The 19,542-nt window shown below is 39.1% G+C and carries 20 protein-coding genes and 1 pseudogene; 10 read left to right on the top strand and 11 right to left on the bottom strand.

Annotated features, from left to right (window positions below):
• Window positions 1–70 precede the first annotated feature (70 nt).
• The 8 genes from QM847_RS07305 (at window position 71) to QM847_RS07270 (ending at window position 10,235) form a co-directional block, all read left to right on the top strand.
• Window positions 71–940, top strand: coding sequence for an ROK family protein (locus QM847_RS07305; RefSeq protein ID WP_414354760.1), 870 nt, complete (start codon window positions 71–73; stop codon window positions 938–940).
• A complete protein-coding gene (locus QM847_RS07300) occupies window positions 934–2,814 on the top strand; it encodes a beta-N-acetylhexosaminidase (protein ID WP_414354758.1) in 1,881 nt (626 codons plus the stop codon). Before QM847_RS07305 ends, QM847_RS07300 begins: the two co-directional genes overlap by 7 nt.
• Before the next feature lie 207 nt (window positions 2,815–3,021).
• Window positions 3,022–3,951: an ABC transporter permease gene (locus tag QM847_RS07295; RefSeq protein WP_414354756.1), complete on the top strand. Its 930-nt coding sequence runs from the start codon at window positions 3,022–3,024 to the stop codon at window positions 3,949–3,951.
• A 13-nt stretch (window positions 3,952–3,964) separates the two neighbouring features.
• On the top strand, window positions 3,965–4,885 hold the full coding sequence (locus QM847_RS07290) for a carbohydrate ABC transporter permease (protein ID WP_414354754.1): 921 nt from the start codon (window positions 3,965–3,967) through the stop codon (window positions 4,883–4,885).
• Between the two features lie 106 nt (window positions 4,886–4,991).
• Entirely contained in the window at window positions 4,992–6,479 is a 1,488-nt protein-coding gene (locus QM847_RS07285) for an ABC transporter substrate-binding protein (RefSeq protein WP_414354752.1), read from the top strand.
• 388 nt (window positions 6,480–6,867) lie between these two features.
• Window positions 6,868–8,061, top strand: a complete 1,194-nt coding sequence (locus QM847_RS07280) for an OFA family MFS transporter (protein WP_414354751.1) — start codon at window positions 6,868–6,870, stop codon at window positions 8,059–8,061.
• A 195-nt stretch (window positions 8,062–8,256) separates the two neighbouring features.
• A complete protein-coding gene (locus QM847_RS07275; protein ID WP_250307881.1) occupies window positions 8,257–9,243 on the top strand; it encodes a rhodanese-related sulfurtransferase in 987 nt (328 codons plus the stop codon).
• Window positions 9,244–9,365: 122 nt separating this feature from the next.
• Window positions 9,366–10,235 carry a DUF4299 family protein gene (locus QM847_RS07270; protein WP_414354749.1) on the top strand — a complete coding sequence of 290 codons (870 nt, stop codon included), beginning with the start codon at window positions 9,366–9,368 and terminating at the stop codon, window positions 10,233–10,235.
• Window positions 10,236–10,327: 92 nt separating this feature from the next.
• On the opposite strand, the gene QM847_RS07265 is transcribed toward QM847_RS07270, so the two are convergent.
• The 6 genes from QM847_RS07265 to QM847_RS07240 form a co-directional block, all read right to left on the bottom strand.
• The gene (locus QM847_RS07265; protein WP_414354748.1) at window positions 10,328–11,299 is read right to left on the bottom strand and encodes a DUF6574 domain-containing protein; all 972 of its coding nucleotides are present in this window, start codon (window positions 11,297–11,299) and stop codon (window positions 10,328–10,330) included.
• 54 nt (window positions 11,300–11,353) lie between these two features.
• The gene (locus QM847_RS07260) at window positions 11,354–12,304 is read right to left on the bottom strand and encodes a DUF4097 family beta strand repeat-containing protein (protein WP_414354747.1); all 951 of its coding nucleotides are present in this window, start codon (window positions 12,302–12,304) and stop codon (window positions 11,354–11,356) included.
• Window positions 12,297–12,890: a DUF1700 domain-containing protein gene (locus QM847_RS07255; protein ID WP_414354745.1), complete on the bottom strand. Its 594-nt coding sequence runs from the start codon at window positions 12,888–12,890 to the stop codon at window positions 12,297–12,299. The genes QM847_RS07260 and QM847_RS07255 overlap by 8 nt, the downstream gene beginning before the upstream one ends.
• Complete coding sequence (locus tag QM847_RS07250; protein ID WP_006149048.1) at window positions 12,877–13,203, bottom strand: PadR family transcriptional regulator; 327 nt, start codon at window positions 13,201–13,203, stop codon at window positions 12,877–12,879. The genes QM847_RS07255 and QM847_RS07250 overlap by 14 nt, the downstream gene beginning before the upstream one ends.
• A gap of 285 nt (window positions 13,204–13,488) precedes the next feature.
• Window positions 13,489–14,706 (bottom strand): tyrosine-type recombinase/integrase, encoded by a 1,218-nt coding sequence (locus QM847_RS07245; protein WP_001291561.1) that lies wholly within the window; start codon window positions 14,704–14,706, stop codon window positions 13,489–13,491.
• A gap of 81 nt (window positions 14,707–14,787) precedes the next feature.
• Window positions 14,788–14,991, bottom strand: coding sequence for an excisionase (locus QM847_RS07240; RefSeq protein WP_000814511.1), 204 nt, complete (start codon window positions 14,989–14,991; stop codon window positions 14,788–14,790).
• Here QM847_RS07240 and QM847_RS07235 point away from each other — a divergent pair.
• A complete protein-coding gene (locus QM847_RS07235; RefSeq protein WP_001845478.1) occupies window positions 14,975–15,226 on the top strand; it encodes a hypothetical protein in 252 nt (83 codons plus the stop codon). The two genes, QM847_RS07240 and QM847_RS07235, sit on opposite strands and share 17 nt — an antisense overlap.
• 225 nt (window positions 15,227–15,451) lie before the next feature.
• Here the strand turns inward: QM847_RS07235 and QM847_RS07230 are convergent, their stop codons facing one another.
• Window positions 15,452–15,682, bottom strand: coding sequence for a helix-turn-helix domain-containing protein (locus QM847_RS07230; RefSeq protein WP_000857133.1), 231 nt, complete (start codon window positions 15,680–15,682; stop codon window positions 15,452–15,454).
• Entirely contained in the window at window positions 15,679–16,101 is a 423-nt protein-coding gene (locus QM847_RS07225; RefSeq protein ID WP_000804885.1) for a sigma-70 family RNA polymerase sigma factor, read from the bottom strand. The genes QM847_RS07230 and QM847_RS07225 overlap by 4 nt, the downstream gene beginning before the upstream one ends.
• 504 nt (window positions 16,102–16,605) lie before the next feature.
• On the opposite strand from QM847_RS07225, the gene QM847_RS07220 reads away from it, so the two are divergent.
• The gene (locus QM847_RS07220; RefSeq protein WP_001227347.1) at window positions 16,606–16,959 is read left to right on the top strand and encodes a helix-turn-helix transcriptional regulator; all 354 of its coding nucleotides are present in this window, start codon (window positions 16,606–16,608) and stop codon (window positions 16,957–16,959) included.
• A 59-nt stretch (window positions 16,960–17,018) separates the two neighbouring features.
• On the opposite strand, the gene QM847_RS07215 is transcribed toward QM847_RS07220, so the two are convergent.
• From QM847_RS07215 to QM847_RS07205, 3 genes and pseudogenes are all read right to left on the bottom strand, one after another.
• Window positions 17,019–17,186 carry a cysteine-rich KTR domain-containing protein gene (locus QM847_RS07215; protein ID WP_000336323.1) on the bottom strand — a complete coding sequence of 56 codons (168 nt, stop codon included), beginning with the start codon at window positions 17,184–17,186 and terminating at the stop codon, window positions 17,019–17,021.
• Between the two features lie 118 nt (window positions 17,187–17,304).
• Window positions 17,305–19,224 carry a tetracycline resistance ribosomal protection protein Tet(M) gene (tet(M), locus tag QM847_RS07210; RefSeq protein WP_019418832.1) on the bottom strand — a complete coding sequence of 640 codons (1,920 nt, stop codon included), beginning with the start codon at window positions 19,222–19,224 and terminating at the stop codon, window positions 17,305–17,307.
• A 15-nt stretch (window positions 19,225–19,239) separates the two neighbouring features.
• Window positions 19,240–19,287: pseudogene (locus QM847_RS07205) on the bottom strand (hypothetical protein); the annotation flags it as partial.
• Window positions 19,288–19,542 lie beyond the last annotated feature (255 nt).

The raw sequence follows: 19,542 nt of genomic DNA, 5'->3' as shown, positions 1-19,542 counted from the left end.
CATAAAAAGAAAGGAGGAGCGAAAAAGTAAGAATCAACTACTGACTCGCTCCTTTTTACAGGTGAAAGCCATGACCCTTGCAACCATTGATATCGGAGGAACTGGGATTAAGTTTGCTAGTCTAACTCCTGATGGAAAGATTATAGATAAGATCAGCATCCCAACTCCAGAGACTCTGGAAGAGTTACTAGCTTGGTTGGACCAACGCTTGTCAGAAAAGGGCTACAGCGGGATTGCCATGAGTGTACCAGGTGCAGTTAATCAAGAGACAGGTGTTATTGAGGGAATTAGTGCTATTCCTTATATTCATGGATTTTCTTGGTATGAAGCTCTTGCTCATCATCAACTCCCTATCCATCTAGAAAATGATGCTAACTGTGTTGGGCTAAGTGAACTGCTAGCTCACCCAGAGATTGAAAATGCAGCTTGTGTCGTGATTGGGACTGGAATCGGCGGTGCCATGATTATCAATGGGAAACTTCACAGAGGTCGTCATGGCTTGGGAGGAGAGTTTGGTTATATGACAACCATTGAACCCGCAGAAAAACTCAACAACTGGTCGCTACTAGCTTCTACAGGAAATATGGTTCGTTATGTGATTGAAAAATCAGGTCAGTCTGACTGGGATGGCCGTAAGATTTATCAAGAGGCTGCGGCAGGAAATGCCCTTTGCCAAGAAGCCATTGAACGCATGAATCGTAACTTAGCTCAAGGCCTGCTCAATATCCAGTACCTCATCGACCCAGATGTCATTAGCCTAGGTGGCTCTATCAGTCAGAACTCTGATTTTATCAAAGGTGTGCAAAAAGCAGTAGACGCCTTTGTGGACAGATATGAAGAATATACAATCGCTCCAGTCATTCAAGCTTGCACCTATCACGCAGATGCTAATCTCTACGGTGCCCTTGTCAACTGGTTACAGGAGGAAAACCAATGGTAATTTTTACAGGACTTAGTCCCAAACAAGCGCAAGCTATTGAAGTACTAAAAAATCAAATCTCCCTACCGGATGTAGAAGTGGCAGTCTCTCAGTCTGACCAAGCCTCCATCTCTATCAAGGGTGAGAATGGGCAATATCAACTGACCTACCGTAAACCTCATCAACTCTATCGTGCCTTATCTGTACTAGCAACAGCTTTAACAGAAGGCGACAAGGTCGAGATTGAAGAACAAGCTGCTTATGAAGATTTAGCCTATATGGCGGACTGTTCGCGAAATGCCGTGATCAATGTAGCGTCTGCTAAGCAGATGATTGAACTTCTAGTTCTGATGGGTTACTCAACCTTTGAGCTCTACATGGAAGACACCTATCAGATTGAAGGACAACCTTACTTTGGTTATTTCCGTGGAGCGTATTCGGCTGAAGAGTTACAGGAAATTGAAGATTACGCCCAGCAGTTTGACATGACCCTTGTGCCATGTATCCAGACCTTGGCCCACTTGTCAGCCTTTGTCAAATGGGGCGTCAAAGAAGTGCAAGAGCTCCGTGATGTAGAGGACATTCTCCTCATCGGCGAAGAAAAAGTTTACGACCTAATTGACGGTATGTTTGCCACTTTGTCTAAACTACAAACCCGTAAGGTCAATATTGGGATGGATGAAGCCCACTTGGTAGGTTTGGGACGCTACCTCATCCTAAACGGCGTTGTCGATCGTAGTCTCCTCATGTGCCAACACTTGGAGCGCGTATTGGATATTGCAGACAAGTATGGTTTCCACTGCCAGATGTGGAGTGATATGTTCTTCAAGCTCATGTCAGCAGATGGTCAGTATGACCGTGAGGTGGAAATTCCCGAGGAAACACGTGTTTACCTAGATCGCCTAAAAGACCGTGTGACCTTGGTTTACTGGGATTATTATCAAGACAGCGAAGAAAAATACAACCGTAACTTCAGTAATCACCACAAGATTAGCCAGGATATCGCCTTTGCAGGTGGTGCCTGGAAGTGGATTGGCTTCACACCTCATAATCATTTCAGCCGTCTAGTAGCGATTGAGGCTAATAAAGCCTGCCGTGCTAACCAGATCAAGGAAGTTATCGTGACTGGTTGGGGAGACAATGGTGGCGAAACAGCCCAGTTCTCTATCTTACCAAGTTTGCAAATCTGGGCAGAACTCAGTTATCGCAACGATTTAGAACGCCTGTCTGCTCACTTCGAGGCCAATACAGGTTTATCGGTCGAAGACTTCATGCAGCTTGATTTGGCCAATCTATTGCCTAATCTACCAGGTAATCTCAGTGGACTCAATCCTAACCGCTATGTCTTTTATCAGGATGTTCTTTGCCCAATCCTTGACAAGCACATGACTCCTGAACAGGACAAACCTCACTTTGCCCAAGCAGCTGAGACTCTTGCTACTATTAAAGAAAAAGCAGGCGCCTATGCTTATCTTTTTGAAACTCAGGCACAGTTGAATGCCATTTTAAGTGATAAGGTTGATGTGGGCCGACGCCTCCGTCAAGCCTATCAAGCAGGTGATAAAGAGAGCTTGCAACAAATCGCTAGAGAAGAATTACCAAACCTCAGAAGCCAGATTGAAAACTTCCACAAGCTCTTTAGCCACCAATGGTTGAAAGAAAACAAGGTCTTTGGATTGGATACAGTAGATATCCGTATAGGTGGACTCTTGCAACGAATTAAGCGAGCAGAAAGCCGCATCGAGGCTTATTTGGCGGGTGATATTTCTCGCATTGATGAACTAGAAGTAGAAATCTTGCCGTTTAATGATTTCTACGGAGATAAGGACTTCGCAGCAACGACAGCCAACCAGTGGCATACTATTGCGACAGCTTCGACAATCTATACTACATAAAAATCAGAACACCCTGCATGAAGTAGAGTGTTTCTCGTGAAACATACTTTTATAAACAAAATTTCTCCACAAAAAATAATTTGTGGAGTTTTTTCTATAATTAGTAGTTTAAACTATCATAAAAATAGGAGTATACTATTGATGTAAACGTTATCATGCCTAAAACGGAGAATTTTGACGTTTTAGAAAATAAAAAGGGAGGAATTTATGAATAAGTTTTCAAAGACCTTAAGAGACAACTGGATTTTTCTCTTAATGGTTCTACCAGGAACGCTTTGGTTGATTTTATTCTTCTATATCCCTGTATTTGGAAATGTGGTCGCCTTTAAAGATTACCGGATGACGGGAGAAGGATTTATCCACAGTATTATGAATAGTAAATGGGTTGGACTAGACAACTTTAAGTTCTTGTTTAGTTCAAGAGATGCCTTTGTTATCACTCGAAATACTGTTCTTTACAACCTCGGATTCATCTTTATCGGTTTGATTGTGTCGGTTGGAATTGCCATTATCCTTAGTGAGCTTCGCTCTAAGCAAATGGTTAAAATATTCCAGACTTCTATGTTATTCCCTTACTTCCTATCATGGGTTATCATCAGTTTCTTTACAGATGCTTTCCTTAACATCGATAAGGGTGTCATCAACCGTTTCTTGCAAACGATTGGTATGAAGGGAATTAACTTCTACGCTGACTTAGGCATCTGGCCATATCTCCTACTTTTCCTAGGTATCTGGAAAGGTTTTGGATATAGCAGTGTTATGTACTATGCAACTATCATGGGTATTGACCCAACCTATTATGAGGCGGCGACAGTGGACGGTGCTAGCAAATGGCAACGTATCCGTAACGTAACTATTCCTCAGTTGACACCGCTTGTGACAGTATTGACCATTCTTGCAGTCGGAAACATCTTCCGTGCAGACTTCGGTCTCTTCTATCAAATTCCTCACAATGCTGGACAGCTTTATAGTGTAACAAACGTATTAGACGTCTATGTCTTTAACGGATTGACTCAAACAGCAGATATCGGTATGGCTTCAGCAGCCGGTCTCTATCAGTCAGTTGTAGGTTTGATTCTGGTTATCCTATCAAACTTACTTGCAAGACGTGTTGATCCTAACTCGGCACTATTCTAGAAAGGAGGAGCATATGGCAAAAAACATTCAAAAAGGAAAAATTGATAATGTCGGCATACACTCCTTCGGAAAAAAAGCAAACATATTCTTCAGTATCATATCAGGTTTGCTGGCCTTCTCTTGTATATTGCCCTTTATCTTCGTAATCATTATATCGATTACGGATGAAACCAGTATCGTCCAAAACGGATACAGTTTCTTCCCTTCTAAATTTGGGTTAGATGGGTTTGAGTTTTTGACTCAGTTTCAAGATAAGATTTTACAAGCGCTCTTTATCTCTGTGTTTGTAACGGTCGTTGGTACATTGACAAACGTCTTCATCACAACAACTTATGCCTATGCCATCTCACGTTCAACATTTAAGTATCGTAAATTCTTTACAATCTTCGCTCTTCTTAGTATGTTGTTCAATGCTGGTTTGGTACCAGGCTACATCGTGGTGACTCAATTGCTTCACCTTGGTGATACCATTTGGGCTTTGATTATTCCAATGCTTCTATCTCCATTCAACATCATGTTGATGCGTTCCTTCTTCAAGAAGACTATCCCAGAAGCAATTCTCGAATCAGCTCGTATCGATGGTGCCAGCGAGGCTCGGATCTTCTTCCAGATCTGTTTGCCGCTTTCATTACCAGGTATTGCAACCATCACGCTTCTGACAGCTCTTGGCTTTTGGAATGACTGGTTTAACGCTCTTCTTTACATCAAGAGTGACAACTTGTATCCATTGCAATATTTGCTCATGCAGATTCAACAAAATATGGACTACATTGCTAAGTCAGTTGGTTTGTCAGGTCAACTTGCAGTTGCCCTTCCAAAAGAGACAGGACGTATGGCAATGGTTGTAGTTGCAACCCTTCCTATTGCGATTTTATATCCATTCTTCCAACGCTACTTTGTAAAAGGTTTGACCATCGGTGGTGTTAAAGAATAGTGCTAGTTGAGAAATACAGTTTCTCCATCTCTAACTTCGTCATTGTGATAGAAGTTAACTATCATTACATTGTTTATAATTAAAAATAAAAAAAGGAGTTTTTATCATGAAAAACTGGAAAAAATATGCTTTTACTTCAGCTAGCCTTCTAGCTTTGGCTGCTGGACTTGCAGCTTGTGGTAACCTTAAAGGAAACAACCAAAAAGCTGCTGAATCATCATCATCGTCATCAGGTGATAAGACCGTTATCAAAATGTACCAAATCGGTGACAAACCAGATAACTTGGATGAATTGCTAGAAAATGCAAACAAAATCATCGGAGAAAAAGTTGGTGCTAAATTGGATATCCAATACCTTGGTTGGGGTGACTACGGTAAGAAAATGTCAGTTATCACATCATCAGGTGAAAACTATGATATCGCATTTGCAGATAACTACATCGTAAACGCTCAAAAAGGTGCTTATGCTGACTTGACTGAATTGTACAAGAAAGAAGGAGCAGAACTCTACAAAGCGCTTGACCCAGCTTACATCAAAGGTAACACTGTAAACGGCAAGATCTATGCAGTTCCAGTTGCAGCTAACGTTGCATCTTCACAAAACTTTGCCTTCAACGGCACTCTTCTTGCAAAATATGGAATCGACATCTCAGGTGTAACTTCATACGAAACACTTGAACCAGTCTTGAAACAAATTAAAGAAAAAGCTCCAGATGTAGTTCCATTTGCAGTTACTAAGAACTTTATCCCATCCGAAAACTTCGACTACCCAGTAGCAAACGGTCTTCCATTCGTAATCGACCTTGAAGGAGACACTACTAAGATCGTTAACCGTTACGAAGTTCCTCGTTTCGTAGAGCACTTGAAGACTCTTCACAAATTCTATGAAGAAGGATACATTCCAAAAGACGTAGCAACAAGCGATACTTCATTTGACCTTCAACAAGATACTTGGTTCGTACGTGAAGAAACAGTAGGACCAGCTGACTACGGTAACAGCTTGCTTTCTCGTGTTGCTAACAAAGACATCCAAATCAAACCATTTACTAACTTCATCAAGAAAAACCAAACAACTCAAGTTGCTAACTTTGTAATCTCAAACAACTCTAAGAACAAAGAAAAAGCAATGGAAGTGTTAAACCTCTTGAACACTAACCCAGAACTCTTGAACGGTCTTGTTTACGGACCAGAAGGCAAGAACTGGGAGAAAATTCAAGGTAAAGAAAACCGTGTTCGTGTCCTTGATGGATACAAAGGAAACACTCACATGGGTGGATGGAACACTGGTAACAACTGGATCCTTTACATCAACGAAAATGTTACAGATGAACAAATTGCACAATCTAAGAAAGACTTGGAAACTGCAAAAGAATCTCCAGCGCTTGGATTCATCTTTAACACTGACAGCGTGAAATCTGAAATCTCAGCAATCACTAATACTATGCAACAATTCGATACAGCTATCAACACTGGTACTGTAGACCCAGAAAAAGCTATTCCAGAATTGATGGAAAAACTTAAATCTGAAGGTGCATACCAAAAAGTATTGGATGAAATGCAAAAACAATACGATGAATTCTTGAAAAACAAATAATTCATAAATCCTCATTGATTTCGTGTATTCATTCCTAAAAATTGTAATCACTACCTTGTCTGGGTATTTCCAGATGGGGTAGTGATTCTTTTTGTATTTGGTGCGAAAAGGCTAAAGAGAGCGACTAGAAAAGCTTTTTAAATACAATATGATAGTATATGAATAGGGCTTAATTGAGCTAATACCCCTATTAGTTTAATTAAGTAGATTTTTAAATAAATCTAGCTTATAATAATAGTGTAAGACAATGAAAGCGCTTAACATTGTGAAAATTACTTTATTTGCTTGGTGATTTCTAGACTAGCTATCTAGGCTGAGTAAATGAAAAATCGACAATTTTTGTCAACAATTCCCTTTGGGGATAAGAATTTTACATGAGGTTATTCATATGAAAAAAACACCCAATCGTTGGTTAATCTTGGCAGCAGCCATTTTAACGAATCTCTCTCTAGGTGCTGGTTACGCCTGGTCAGTCTTTCAGAAGGCACTGCTAGAAACCAATGCTAGTCAAGGATGGGTTCAAGCCCAAACTTCTTTGGCCTTTAGTATTTCTTTTGCAATGGTACCTGTTGGTATGATTATTTTTGGTCCTAAAGTCGATTCAGAAGGACCTAAGAAATTTGTATTCCTAGGTGGTATTCTCTTCGGTGCTGGTATGTTCGCTACTGGATTTGCTACCACTCTTCCAGTCCTTTATCTCACTTACGGGGTTGTCCTAGGACTTGGTATTGGTTCAGCTTATGGAGCATCTACTTCAGTTGCTACTAAGTGGTTCCCAGATAAAAAAGGTCTAGCTGGTGGTTTGACAGCAGCAGGTTTCGGGTTAGGTCCCCTTATTATCGGTCCAGTTGCCAAATCTTTGATTGCTTCTATGGGTGTTTACTCAACATTCAAAGTATTAGGTATCATTCTTCTAATTGTTATTTGTACTTCTTCATTGGTAATGGAGAAAGCTCCTGCAGCTGCACCGGCAGCTGGAGCATCTCAACCAGAAGGTAAAACTTACAAAGAAATGCTTCGTGACGGAAATTACTGGCTTCTATGGTTGATTTACGTTCTTGGTGCTACTGGTGGAATGATGATCATCGGTACTGCAGCATCAATTTCTGACCAGTATCAACTTGTAGGAGAAGCTACACTCTTCGTTATGTTAGTATCTATCGCTAATACATTTGGACGTATCTTCTGGGGTTCAGTATCTGATAAGATTGGTCGCTACCCTACAGTTATCGCTATGTTTGGAGCAATTGCTGTTGGATTATTACTTACAGCCTTGTTCAAAGGTCCAGGAAGCATCTTGGCTATCCTTGGAGTTATGATGGTTGCCTTGTCATTTGGTGGATTCCTAGGTTTATTCCCAGGTATCACTGCTGAAAACTGGGGAGTAACTTATGTAGGAACAAACTACGGTTGGATGTTTACTGCATACGGTGTGGCTGCGATTGCTGGTCCACAGCTTGGTTCACGTCTTGCACAAGCAAACCAAGGAGACTACACAATGGCCTTCTTCATCGTTATCGGTATGGCTATCGTTGGTATTCTTCTCCAACTCTTCTACATGTCTAAAGCTAAAAAAGCATAAACATTAATCCTTGGAATTTTCCAAGGATTTTTTTATTATTTTGAATTAGATGTAGGATTGCAAATCAAAACTAGCTCCTGCCAGAGGAGGTTAATTTTCAGTCAAATAAATTGCAATCGCTTTTCTTTATCGGTATACTAGTGTAGTTAGATGAAAAATTCTGAAAATTTAAGAATAGAAAAGAGAACAAATCTTATGGCAAAAGATATTCGTGTCTTACTTTACTACCTCTATACTCCAATTGAGAATGCGGAACAATTCGCTGCAGATCATTTGGCCTTCTGTAAATCTATCGGTCTAAAAGGTCGTATCCTTGTGGCTGATGAAGGTATTAACGGAACAGTTTCAGGTGACTACGAAACAACACAAAAATATATGGACTATGTTCACAGTCTCCCAGGAATGGAGAACTTATGGTTCAAGATTGATGAGGAAAACGAGCAAGCCTTCAAGAAGATGTTTGTTCGCTACAAAAAAGAAATTGTTCACCTCGGTCTTGAAGACAATGACTTTGACAATGACATTAATCCATTAGAAACAACTGGTGCTTACCTATCTCCAAAAGAGTTCAAGGAAGCTTTACTTGATGAAGATACCGTTGTCTTAGATACACGTAATGACTACGAATATGATTTAGGTCATTTCCGAGGAGCAATCCGTCCAGAAATCCGTAACTTCCGCGAGCTACCACAGTGGGTTCGTGATAACAAGGAAAAATTCATGGACAAACGTGTCGTGGTTTACTGTACAGGTGGAGTACGTTGTGAAAAATTCTCTGGTTGGATGGTTCGTGAGGGTTATAAAGATGTTGGTCAATTGCACGGAGGTATTGCAACATACGGTAAAGACCCAGAAGTTCAAGGTGAGCTTTGGGATGGTAAAATGTATGTCTTTGATGAGCGTATCGCAGTGGATGTCAACCATGTGAATCCAACCGTTGTTGGTAAGGACTGGTTTGATGGAACACCATGTGAGCGCTACGTTAACTGTGGCAATCCATTCTGTAACCGTCGTATCTTAACGTCAGAAGAAAATGAAGATAAATACCTTCGCGGGTGCTCACATGAGTGCCGTGTTCATCCACGCAATCGTTATGTCTTAGAACATGAATTAACAGAAGCTGATGTAATTGAGCGTTTAGCAGTACTTGGTGAGAGTTTAGACCCAGCTACAGCAGTATAAAAAGCAAACAGTCCTGAGGGGCTGTTTTTCTATGCTTTTTACCCAAAAATCTAAAATTTGTTTCTGCATCTTTCAGGAAAATAGTGTATACTATATGTAAACGATTTCAAAGGAGTTTATGTATGGTGAAAGCATTTTTTATTCCAAATAAACAAAGTGTCCTAGGACAACAGGAGATTTTAACAGCAAAATCAATCTTAGCCCTTGTAGATGGCTTGGAATCTCATAGTTATGATGCTATCTATCTCCGTCAACCTCTCAATCGCCTTGAGTATATCGAGTGTGCTGTTGTGGGCAAGTCTCAATTTCTCTTTAAAGTTAGCTATGAAGATAGCAAGAAAGGCTATCAAGTTGTTATTCCCGATTTTATCACAAGAGCTGACTGGGAAATTGTAGCAGATCTTTTGCGAGCATTGTCTAGTAAGATAGGAGAAGCAGTTGAAGGTTTTGAGGACTTTGACTTAAATGCTTATTTCCAAGAAACAGTTAAGAACTATCTGGCTGATAAAGCTGCTAGCCTATATTTCTGCCAAGGAATTCTTTCACCTATTTATTTTAATAAGACGGATTTGGAAGCTTTCTTAGAACAAGATGGTTTGACACGTTTTGAAACTCTGGTCAAGAAGGTTCAAGAGTCTGATGCTTATCTTGCAACCCTCAGATTTTACCCAGATGGCCAAGGCAAGATTCACGGCATCTACCATTTAGCCCAGGGAGTTAAGACTATCTTACCGAAGGGGCCTGTTGTTCCTGCTTCTTACATTGAGCAATTGGCAGGTAAAGATGTCATCTGGGAGATTGACTTAGTGAAAATATTTGGAGATGGTTCTAAACCTGAAGACTATGAAGCAGTAGCCAGATTAGATTACAAAGCCTTTTTAGAAGCTCTTCCAAAAAAACTTTATCAGGACTTGGATGCTAATCAAATAGTGGTAGGACCTGTTTTAGGGGAAGATTTTGAAGCATTAGTAAATAGTGAACTAGAGAAATAAACGAAAGATAGTAGTTCTAAAAATAAGAAAAGGCAGATTTTTGGTCTGCTTTTTGTGTACAAAAAATCCTGTCAGAGTGACAGGATTTTATCTTACATAAAGGCTAGGATTCGAAGATAATCGAAAACCAGTGCCATTTCTGCTAGGAAAAAGAGAAATAGGATGCTTCCGTTGACTAGAAAGGCCAAGAGAAGGCGATAGAAGGGGTCTGTTTGACTTTCCTTACTCGGCTTCGAGATAGTATAGAGGTTAGCAAGAAGTACCATGCCTAGGCTAATGAGACATAGAAGGATGGCAAACTTGAGACTGTTAAAGAATGCGAAGAAACTAGCCAGACCTGTCAAAAGGATAGGAATAGCGAAGAGTCTGCTGTGCTCTTGAAATGTTTTTTCTAGTGTCCAGTCATTATTTTGATCGACAAAACGTTTGACTACGAATCCACCCATGAGGACAGAAAAGAAGAATAAGCTTGTCGCTACCAAAATAGATAAGGCAGAAAAAAGACTGAGCGAAGGGAGTTGGTTAAATACTTGCGTATTAGCTGCGGCCATCTGACCGTAGTAAGCTTGCTTGATATGATAAATGCTAAAGAAGAAGCTAATGGCAGTGAAGAGAGTCAGTAGTGAAAAAGCGTTGTAGCTGTGTTTCTTATCTGTATCGAAACTAGCTGTTGGTTCTTTCAGAGCTCCTCGTAGCCAAATCCAAAAATCAGCCAATTCTTCTTTGAAGATTGCAGTTTTTGTAGGGACAGGATCTGGAACAAATGGACTTTCCAAGGATTTGTTGGTCAAAGGTTTGCTTGTCTGAGAAACTTCTTTAACAGGTTCTTCTGACTGGTCTGTCTTTGTTGCCAGTTCTTCTTCAGCTTCTTGTTCTTCAGTCTCTGCTTTTTCTAGGTCAGCATCCTGTTCTTCGGGCTTGGCTTGAAGATTTTCTTCAGCCACTGGCGCCTCTTCTTTTTCTTTCAGTTCTTCCTCGGGAATGACTGGATCAGATGGGTTTTCTTTTTTCTCATTGTTGGCTGTTTTCTCAAAATCAGCACTTTCGAACCATTCTTGAGTCATGATGAGACCTCCTTTTTTATTTCTTGTTTGAGTAGTAATGATAAATGATGGTTATTAATGATTTCTCGAATTGGGTGAGCGATCCGGTTCGTCTGGAATGTTGATATCTTGACCTGCCTTTGCGACGAGGAGGTCTTGTGTATCTTTTTTCTCTACTTTGTAAGGATTGGAGAATTCTTCGTCCCTATTTACATCATTTCCCTGGACAGGATTCACTCCTTCTCGAGTTCGATGATAGATAGCCCCATATTCTGATGAGAGATTGAGATTGATTCGTTCAAGCTCTTTTCGGGACAACATGAGTATGATGTCATTTTCTGCTTCGAATTCTACCTTACCGTGCACTTGGATGTCGTCTGCAGAGATATGTTGATGTTCTGCTTGGATACGGCTATCTGTTAGACTGGTTTCAAACACATTGACAATTCCAGTTGTGGTCAGCTGGCTATTTTTAATTTCGCTATTAGTGATACGAAGAAGATAGCCATTTGACTGAATCTTGGCATTGCTGACTTTTACATTGGCAATCGAAAGGACACCGTGGTCGACCTGGCCGGTTAGATTTTTTAATTCTCTTCCTTTTGGCAGCGATAGAACGACCTCGTCATTGCGGCTTGAGACTCCGCTTACGATAAATAGGATACCCTCGATACTAGAACCTACAAAGCGGTGTGTCGTTGACTTGGTGTCAGAAATCTCAAGCGTTTTTTCTTTGATAGAATGCTGGAGGTTTTCTTTTTTAGAGATGGTCGGGTGATACTGAAGGTGAATCTTGTCATCGCTAGATTCTCTAATGACTAACGAATGTTCTGTCAGTGACATGTTAAGATTTTCAATATCTTGATCGAAAACAAGCTCTTCCATTCGGCTCTCAAAGACTGGTTTTTGTGACATTGCAAGGAGGCCTCTGACACCGTCTGTTTGGATGCCGATGATCATCATTGAAAAACCGATGATACTGGTAACAACACCAAAGATAAGAAATCCTTTTGTCCATTTACGCATGTCTTTCACCTCTCTTTCCTCTATTAAGAATCCATTGGATAAGTCGAAGGACTAGTAATCCAAAGAAACGTGCTACATAGGAAGTCGCTAGTAAGACTAGAGACGAAGCTCCGATCGCTAGTAAACCTCCACCAAAAATCAGTATAAAAGCAGATGTCGATTCAGCCAGAACGTAGAAGCTTTCAAATAGGAGAATACCTCCTAGGATTAGTCCAGCTACTGATACAGCAAAGAAGGCTATAAGTACGCTGACAGCAGCGATAAAAATCCCGATGATAGTCATAAGAATCCCAATCCCGACTGGAATTCCGATAGGAGCTGCAAGAAGGGCTAGTAGAGCGATGCGTAAAATATGGCGGTCGTTCTTGCTGGAATTTTCTTCGTTGATTTTCTTATCAAGAAGTGTAGTCAGGACGTCATGGGCAGCTTCTTTTGGACTTCCCAGGCTAGCGATAAGCTCCTCCTCACCTTCTGGACCCGCATCATCAAAGAGTTCTTTGAAGTAATCCATGGCTTCAATGCGATCAGATTGAGGAAGCTTCATCAGATAGGCTTCAAGCTGATTCAAATATTCAGTTCTTGTCATGGCGAATGCTCCCTTCTATGATGCCGTTGATAGTGTCAGTGTATAGTGTCCACTCTTCCCTGAGTACAAATAGTTGCTCCTCCCCAATCTCTGTTAAGGAGTAGTATTTCCGCATCCGACCTTGGTATTCGCGAGAGTATGTAGTCAGATAGCGGTTGGTATCCAGTTTTTTCAAGATGGGGTAGAGGGTAGATTCCTTGATTTTGGCAATGAGTTTAATGGTTTGACTAATTTCATAACCATAGGAATCCCCTTGTTCTAGGATGGCCAAGATGAGAAATTCAATCAAGGCCGCTGATGTTGGAAAATACATGGGGTACCTCCTTTTTTAGTATGTAAAAATTTTATATATAATTATTCTACACATACATCATACATCTATTTGTAAGCCCTGTCAAGTAATATGTGTAAAATTTTTATATATAAACAAAGTATAAATTTCTAATTATCTTTTTATATTTTCTTAAATGCTCGTAAAGCCTTATTCTATGTGCTTTCGAGTATTTTTACTGTAGGAAGATACTTCACGTTTCTTTGCATATTTCCTCATGTCTTAGCTGTCAGAAGTGGTAAATAAGTAGTAAATTCATTTGTACTACTAAGCAACAAGACGCTCCTGTTGCTTCTCTTTATTCAAGCGTTTCATTTCTGCCATTGCAGAATCGAATGTTGCATGTGCGTAATAGTTCAGCGTCATGGCTATATTAGCATGTCCCATAATGTACTGTAATGCCTTTGGATTCATTCCTGCATTTGCATAGTTGGTACAGAATGTATGTCGCAAACTATGTGGAGTGATGTGTGGCAATTTATCCTCGTTATACTTATTGTATTTCTTAACAAGACCTTTCATCATGCCGTTGTAATCACTTGCCACTTTTGGATAGTTCTTTCTATTAAGAAAGAGGAAATCACTATATCCATCAATCTCAACACGCTTATCATTCTTTCGATTCGCTAACACTCGCTTAAATGCTTGATAGGCTTCTTCAACCATAGGAACTTGACGTTCGCCACTTTTGGTCTTTGGTGTTTCAATGTAGTACCCAATTTCAGTATCTCTCAATAGCTGATGGTCTATATTGACAAGACGATTCTCAAAATCTAAATCTGGAAGTGTCAAACCACCAAACTCTGAAATACGAAGACCTGTTTTTAAGAGTATCAGAATTTCATCATAATTTTTGCTGTAGGTTTTATCAGCTTTTGCAAAGGCTAACAGTTTTTCTTCCTGTTCTTCTGTTAGTACGGTCTTAGGGACAGTATCATCATCAAGAACTGCTTTCAGTTGAAAGTCAAATGGATTCTTCCGAACACAATCATCTTGTATAGCAATATAGAATGAAGCCTTTAAAGAACGTTTGTAGTTATTGATGGTTTGATAAGCATAACCATTTTCACTCATTCTAATAGCCCATTCTTTAGCGTCTGATGGCTTAATACTGTCAATACTTCTTACACCTAACTTGTCTTTCTTCAAAATATCCATAAGATATTTGCGTCCAGTTTCAGTGTTTTTTCTAACCTTTGGTCTTTGAGCGTTCTGTTTTGCGTAAAGCTGGCAGAGTGTCATTTTCTTTCCTACAACATCAATACCATCATGAATGTCTTTCTGTAACTCTGCGATTTTCTCTCTAAGTGAGATACAATCACGCTTTCCTGCTGGTACTCGGTCTGTAGCCACAAGTTTCCACGAGTAAACAAATTGCGGTTCTCCAAATGAATCTATATATTTGTATAAGTATCTTCCGTCTTTTCGTTGGCTCTCTCCAGTCTTTAAGATTCGACCTTTATTGTCACGTCTTTTTTCTGACATGGCATTTGCTCCTTTCCTTTATGGAAAGAGCCTTGATACGACTTAATACTATTTTATCATATACAAGACCCTTTGGCGACGCTAGATTGCGTCCAATGTATCTATAATTTTTTCAAATTGTTTTCGTTTAATCTGAATACGATTGCCATTCATAATCAGCCAATTTGCATTTTTATTTTCCTCTGCCAAGCGTCGTAGCTTGTTTTCGCCAATACGAAAATATTTTGACGCTTCTTCAATGGTTAGGGTATAACGTTCCCAAATAGGAATGTCAGTCTGCTTCATAAAATCCTCCTTTCCAAATCACTTATTTGGATTTCATAAAAGTTGTTTTACCAGCAATCGAACAGCTTTAGCAAAGCTCACGGGAGTTCCACCCCTGCATGGTTCTCATGTAGCCATACTCATTGCCTGCGACGGTTTTATCACGCTCGGACTATTGACTGTATGGGAGTATCATTATCACGATAAGAATGTCGTTGCAGGCAATCCTGCTAAAGATTGCTTCTCGGATCACTAACATGAATCGCTCGCTATCTTTATAAGATAGGTCATGGCGGTTAGTTCCGTTGGCTCTTTTCTTATCGAAACGTATTCGATTACTTTTATTCAGTTTTCAAAGAACAATGGCTCGTTAGCCTATCAAAACACATTGAAAGCTCAATATGCTTTGGTGGAATAACAAACCTCCCTGTTCGGGAAGCGTGGAATGGTTTAGCACGCTTCCACGAAAGGAGAGAGGATATTACTTAATTTCAAATGACAAAATCTTTGTAATCAGTCTGGTTTCCATTCTTCCACGTAAGACTTCATCAACGACCATACTTTGATTGCCATATTCATCTTTCATAAGTCGTAGGGAACGCTTCGTTATGTACCCTCTGTAATGATGTAGAATCTGGTTAATCGCTTCGGTATCGCCATCTGTTGCCTTTACAATGAGAGGAAAGGGAATCATAGGATATTGTGTTTTCATTCTTCAAATTCCTCCATAAACTTTTTAATTAAGGCTAGTCCACTGGTTCTATGCCGATAGACAGTAGAACGGTTCAATTTCAACAGGTCTGCAATTTCTGAATCGCTCATGTCCATAAAGTAAAACAGCAGTAGAATTTCACGTTTCTTGTCTGGCAACTCACGTAATGCTTCACTCAACAAATCATTTTCAACGCCTACTGATAACCCATTGAGTGTAAAAATCTGAAAGTCAGTTGAATAGTTATCTGTTGTCGCAAACTGGCTAACAAGATAATCGCCAACATCCGAAAAGGACACCTCACGCTTTGCAATCCTTGAAAGATAAAGCATATAATTCTTTCGCTCGTCTTCCATAGCACGTTTACAGATATAGTCAAACTGATTTTCTATTGTGGTCTGAAAAGAAGATGGTTTCATGTTTCTCACCCCCTTTCTGTCTAGGAAAGGAAGTGAGCCTTGCTCGTTTATCTCCTTTCACTCTTAGTCCCAATGTGAAAGGGGGATTTGTTGCATTACTGATAAATAAACTTTGTAAAAAAGTTCTGAATAGCCAAAAAAGCATATAAACAGATTTATTTCTCTGTTTACATGCTTCTGTTATTCTATCTATATGATTTATAAAACCACATTGGTGGACGTACTTATCTATTGCAGATAGACGACTTTTTTTGACAAGAACCCAATGTAAGGAAATTTATTGTATATGATGTACTTCATGGCGACGTTGACCTCCAACAAACCGCCATTTGGAAGTAATATACAATATTTTAACAGCGTAAATAGCACTACCATATAACGGTTTTTTTTATTGGCGTTTAGTAGTGCTTTTTATTAAATATAAACCTATAAACCATATAACACGTTTTTCTATACCTGTTTTTAATTCAGTAGGAACAATAAAATGTATAGAGGTGGTCTACTATGCGTAAAAAAGAAGATAAATATGATTTTAGAGCCTTTGGTTTAGCCATTAAAGAAGCTCGATTGAAACGAGGTTTAACTCGTGAACAAGTGGGAGCATTGATTGAAATTGACCCACGGTACTTAACTAATATTGAAAATAAAGGGCAACACCCCAGCATACAAGTTCTTTATGACCTTGTATCGTTACTTCATGTTTCCGTTGATGAATTTTTCTTACCTGCTAATAACTTGGTAAAAAGCACCCGACGATTACAGATAGAGAAATACATGGATAGCTTTACAGACAAAGAACTATCCTTAATGGAATCTTTAGCCAGCGGTATCAACGAAGCAAGAAACATCGAAGACTAATTAAAAGAATCCATACATAACGGAAAGAGCCGATAAAATGAGATTGTATTAATCTCATTTTATCGGCTCTGCGTCTTTGCGTCTGGCTCTGTAATCACAGTTACTTTGAACTGCTTTATTTCAATTAAATTTTCTTGTCTGCATTTCGGACAATAGAGGGGGAATTTTTTTAATTCAGTATCTTCCCTTATCTTTAATCGTGTTTTATTTCCACATACAGGACACAATATCCACTTGTAGTTTATAATAACTATCTCCTCCTTTACACTTTAATTCAAATCTTTATTAAAAAATATTTCATCTTATTTAACAAGAAACCATATTTATATAACAACATAAAATACACTAAGTTATTTTATTGAACATATATCGTACTTTATCTATCCGACTATTTGGACGACGGGGCTGGCAAACAGGTTCACCGGTAGTAACATGGTACCCTTTTAACTCTGTTAAACAAACACTACGTCCATTTGTAAAGAAAGTTAAATCACTACGATATTCTTGAATACACCGAGCAGGGATTTCTCCACTAAGAATGACCTCATTATTTTTCAATTGAGTGTCTACGATGTTCGCACAATATTTAGGAGCATCGTTGTATGCTCGTGAAAGATATTCCTGTGGCGCATAAATTTTAAAACTAAGATATGGCTCTAACAATTCTGTTCCAGCTTTTTTTAAGACTTGTTCCAATACAATAGGAGCAAGCATCCGAAAATCTGCTGGGGTACTAACAGGGCTATAGTATAAGCCATACTTAAAACAGATTTTACAGTCCGTCACATTCCAACCATACAATCCTTGTTCACAGCCATAGCGTATCCCCTCCATAACTGCATTTTGAAACGATTGATTTAAGTATCCAAGAGAAACCGAGCTCTCATACTGTACTCCGCTCCCTAATGGAAGCTGTGCTACAGATAGACCAATGGAAGCCCAGAAAGGATTCGGTGGAACTTCGATGTGAATGGTATACTCTGCTTTTTTTAACGGTCTTTCCATATAAATGACTGTAGGCTCTTTTATTTCTATCTCCACATGATACTTTTCTTGCAGCAGAGCACAAGTCACTTCCATTTGTACTTTCCCTAAGAAAGAAAGTATGATTTCATGTGTCGCAGAATCCACATAATATCGCAGAAGCGGGTCACTGTCGGAGATTTCTAAAAGTGCATCAAGTAACATTTCCCTTTGTTGAGGTTTGCTCGGTTCAACAGTCGTTTGCAGCAGAGGGAGGGGATTTTCAATTCTCTCTCTCTGTGGCAATAGCTTTGTATCTCCAAGAACACTATTTAACTTCAAAAACTCATTCTGCAAAATAACAATTTCCCCGGAATAAGCCTTATCGATTTTACATAATTCACCATTTATTGAAGTATACATTTCTGTAATTTTTATTTTTTCCTTTTCCGATATTCTAACCGAATCTCGCAAATGCAGTACGCCACTATAAAGACGTATATATGCAAGACGCTGTCTTTTTTCCGAATACTCAATTTTGAAAACTTTTCCGCAAAGTTCAGACTGACCTCGATGTGTTGATGAATAAAATTTATTCGTAATCACTTCTATAAGGTTATCAATCCCTATATTGTTTTTTGCACTTCCGTGATAAACAGGGAACAGGGAACAATTATGAAATCTTATGCTTTCCTCTTGTTCGAGTTCTAATGCTTCCAATAATTTCCCAGACGTATATTTCTCCAAAAGGTAATCATTTCCTTCTATTACCATATCCCATTGTTCAGATTCGGTAAAGTTCATTACACGCATATTAGGATGCAGTTCTACCTTCTGTTTGATTACAATTTCCGCAGAAAGTTTCTCTTTAATATCCTGATAAACCGTTGATAAATCAATTCCATTTTGGTCAATCTTATTGATAAAAAAGATTGTGGGAATACCTATTTTCCTAAGTGCATGAAACAATATACGAGTTTGTGCTTGTACGCCATCTTTTGCAGAAATCAGTAGAATTGCCCCATCTAATACTGATAATGAACGATATACTTCTGCTAAAAAATCCATATGTCCTGGCGTGTCTATGATGTTTATCTTAGTATTTTTCCACTGAAAAGAGGTTATCGCCGTCTGAATTGTAATTCCTCTCTGACGTTCTAAAAGCGTATTATCCGTTTTCGTTGTACCTCTGTCCACGCTTCCTAATTCTGTAATCGCTCCACTGTTATATAATAAGCTTTCTGTTAAGGTAGTTTTTCCCGCATCAACATGAGCTAAAACTCCAATATTAATAATTTTCATGTGATTTTCCTCCATTCAAAAGCCCAAAAGGGCATAAAAATCCCAGTGATAAATACTCTTATCACTGGGATTTTTATGCATAACCATAGGCATACAAAGCATACAGATATTCTCCGGATACTTTAGAATCACATGATAAAGGTATTCTTAAACTGGGTACAAAAAACTAAGCCCTCCTAAAAAAGGACATCCAATTATTTGTTCCCACTATCAAATTGACAGTTTATTTAAGAATACCTTGCCGCATATTTATTAACTCCTTTTAAATAGATACTTAAATAATAGCACGTAAGAGCATATTTGTAAAGGAATCTCCAA

Origin of the sequence: Streptococcus timonensis (genome assembly GCF_047463455.1) — a bacterium.
Lineage (GTDB): Bacteria > Bacillota > Bacilli > Lactobacillales > Streptococcaceae > Streptococcus > Streptococcus timonensis_B.
Note: the sequence above shows the minus strand (reverse complement) of the source record. Positions and strands in the feature narration are given on the sequence as shown.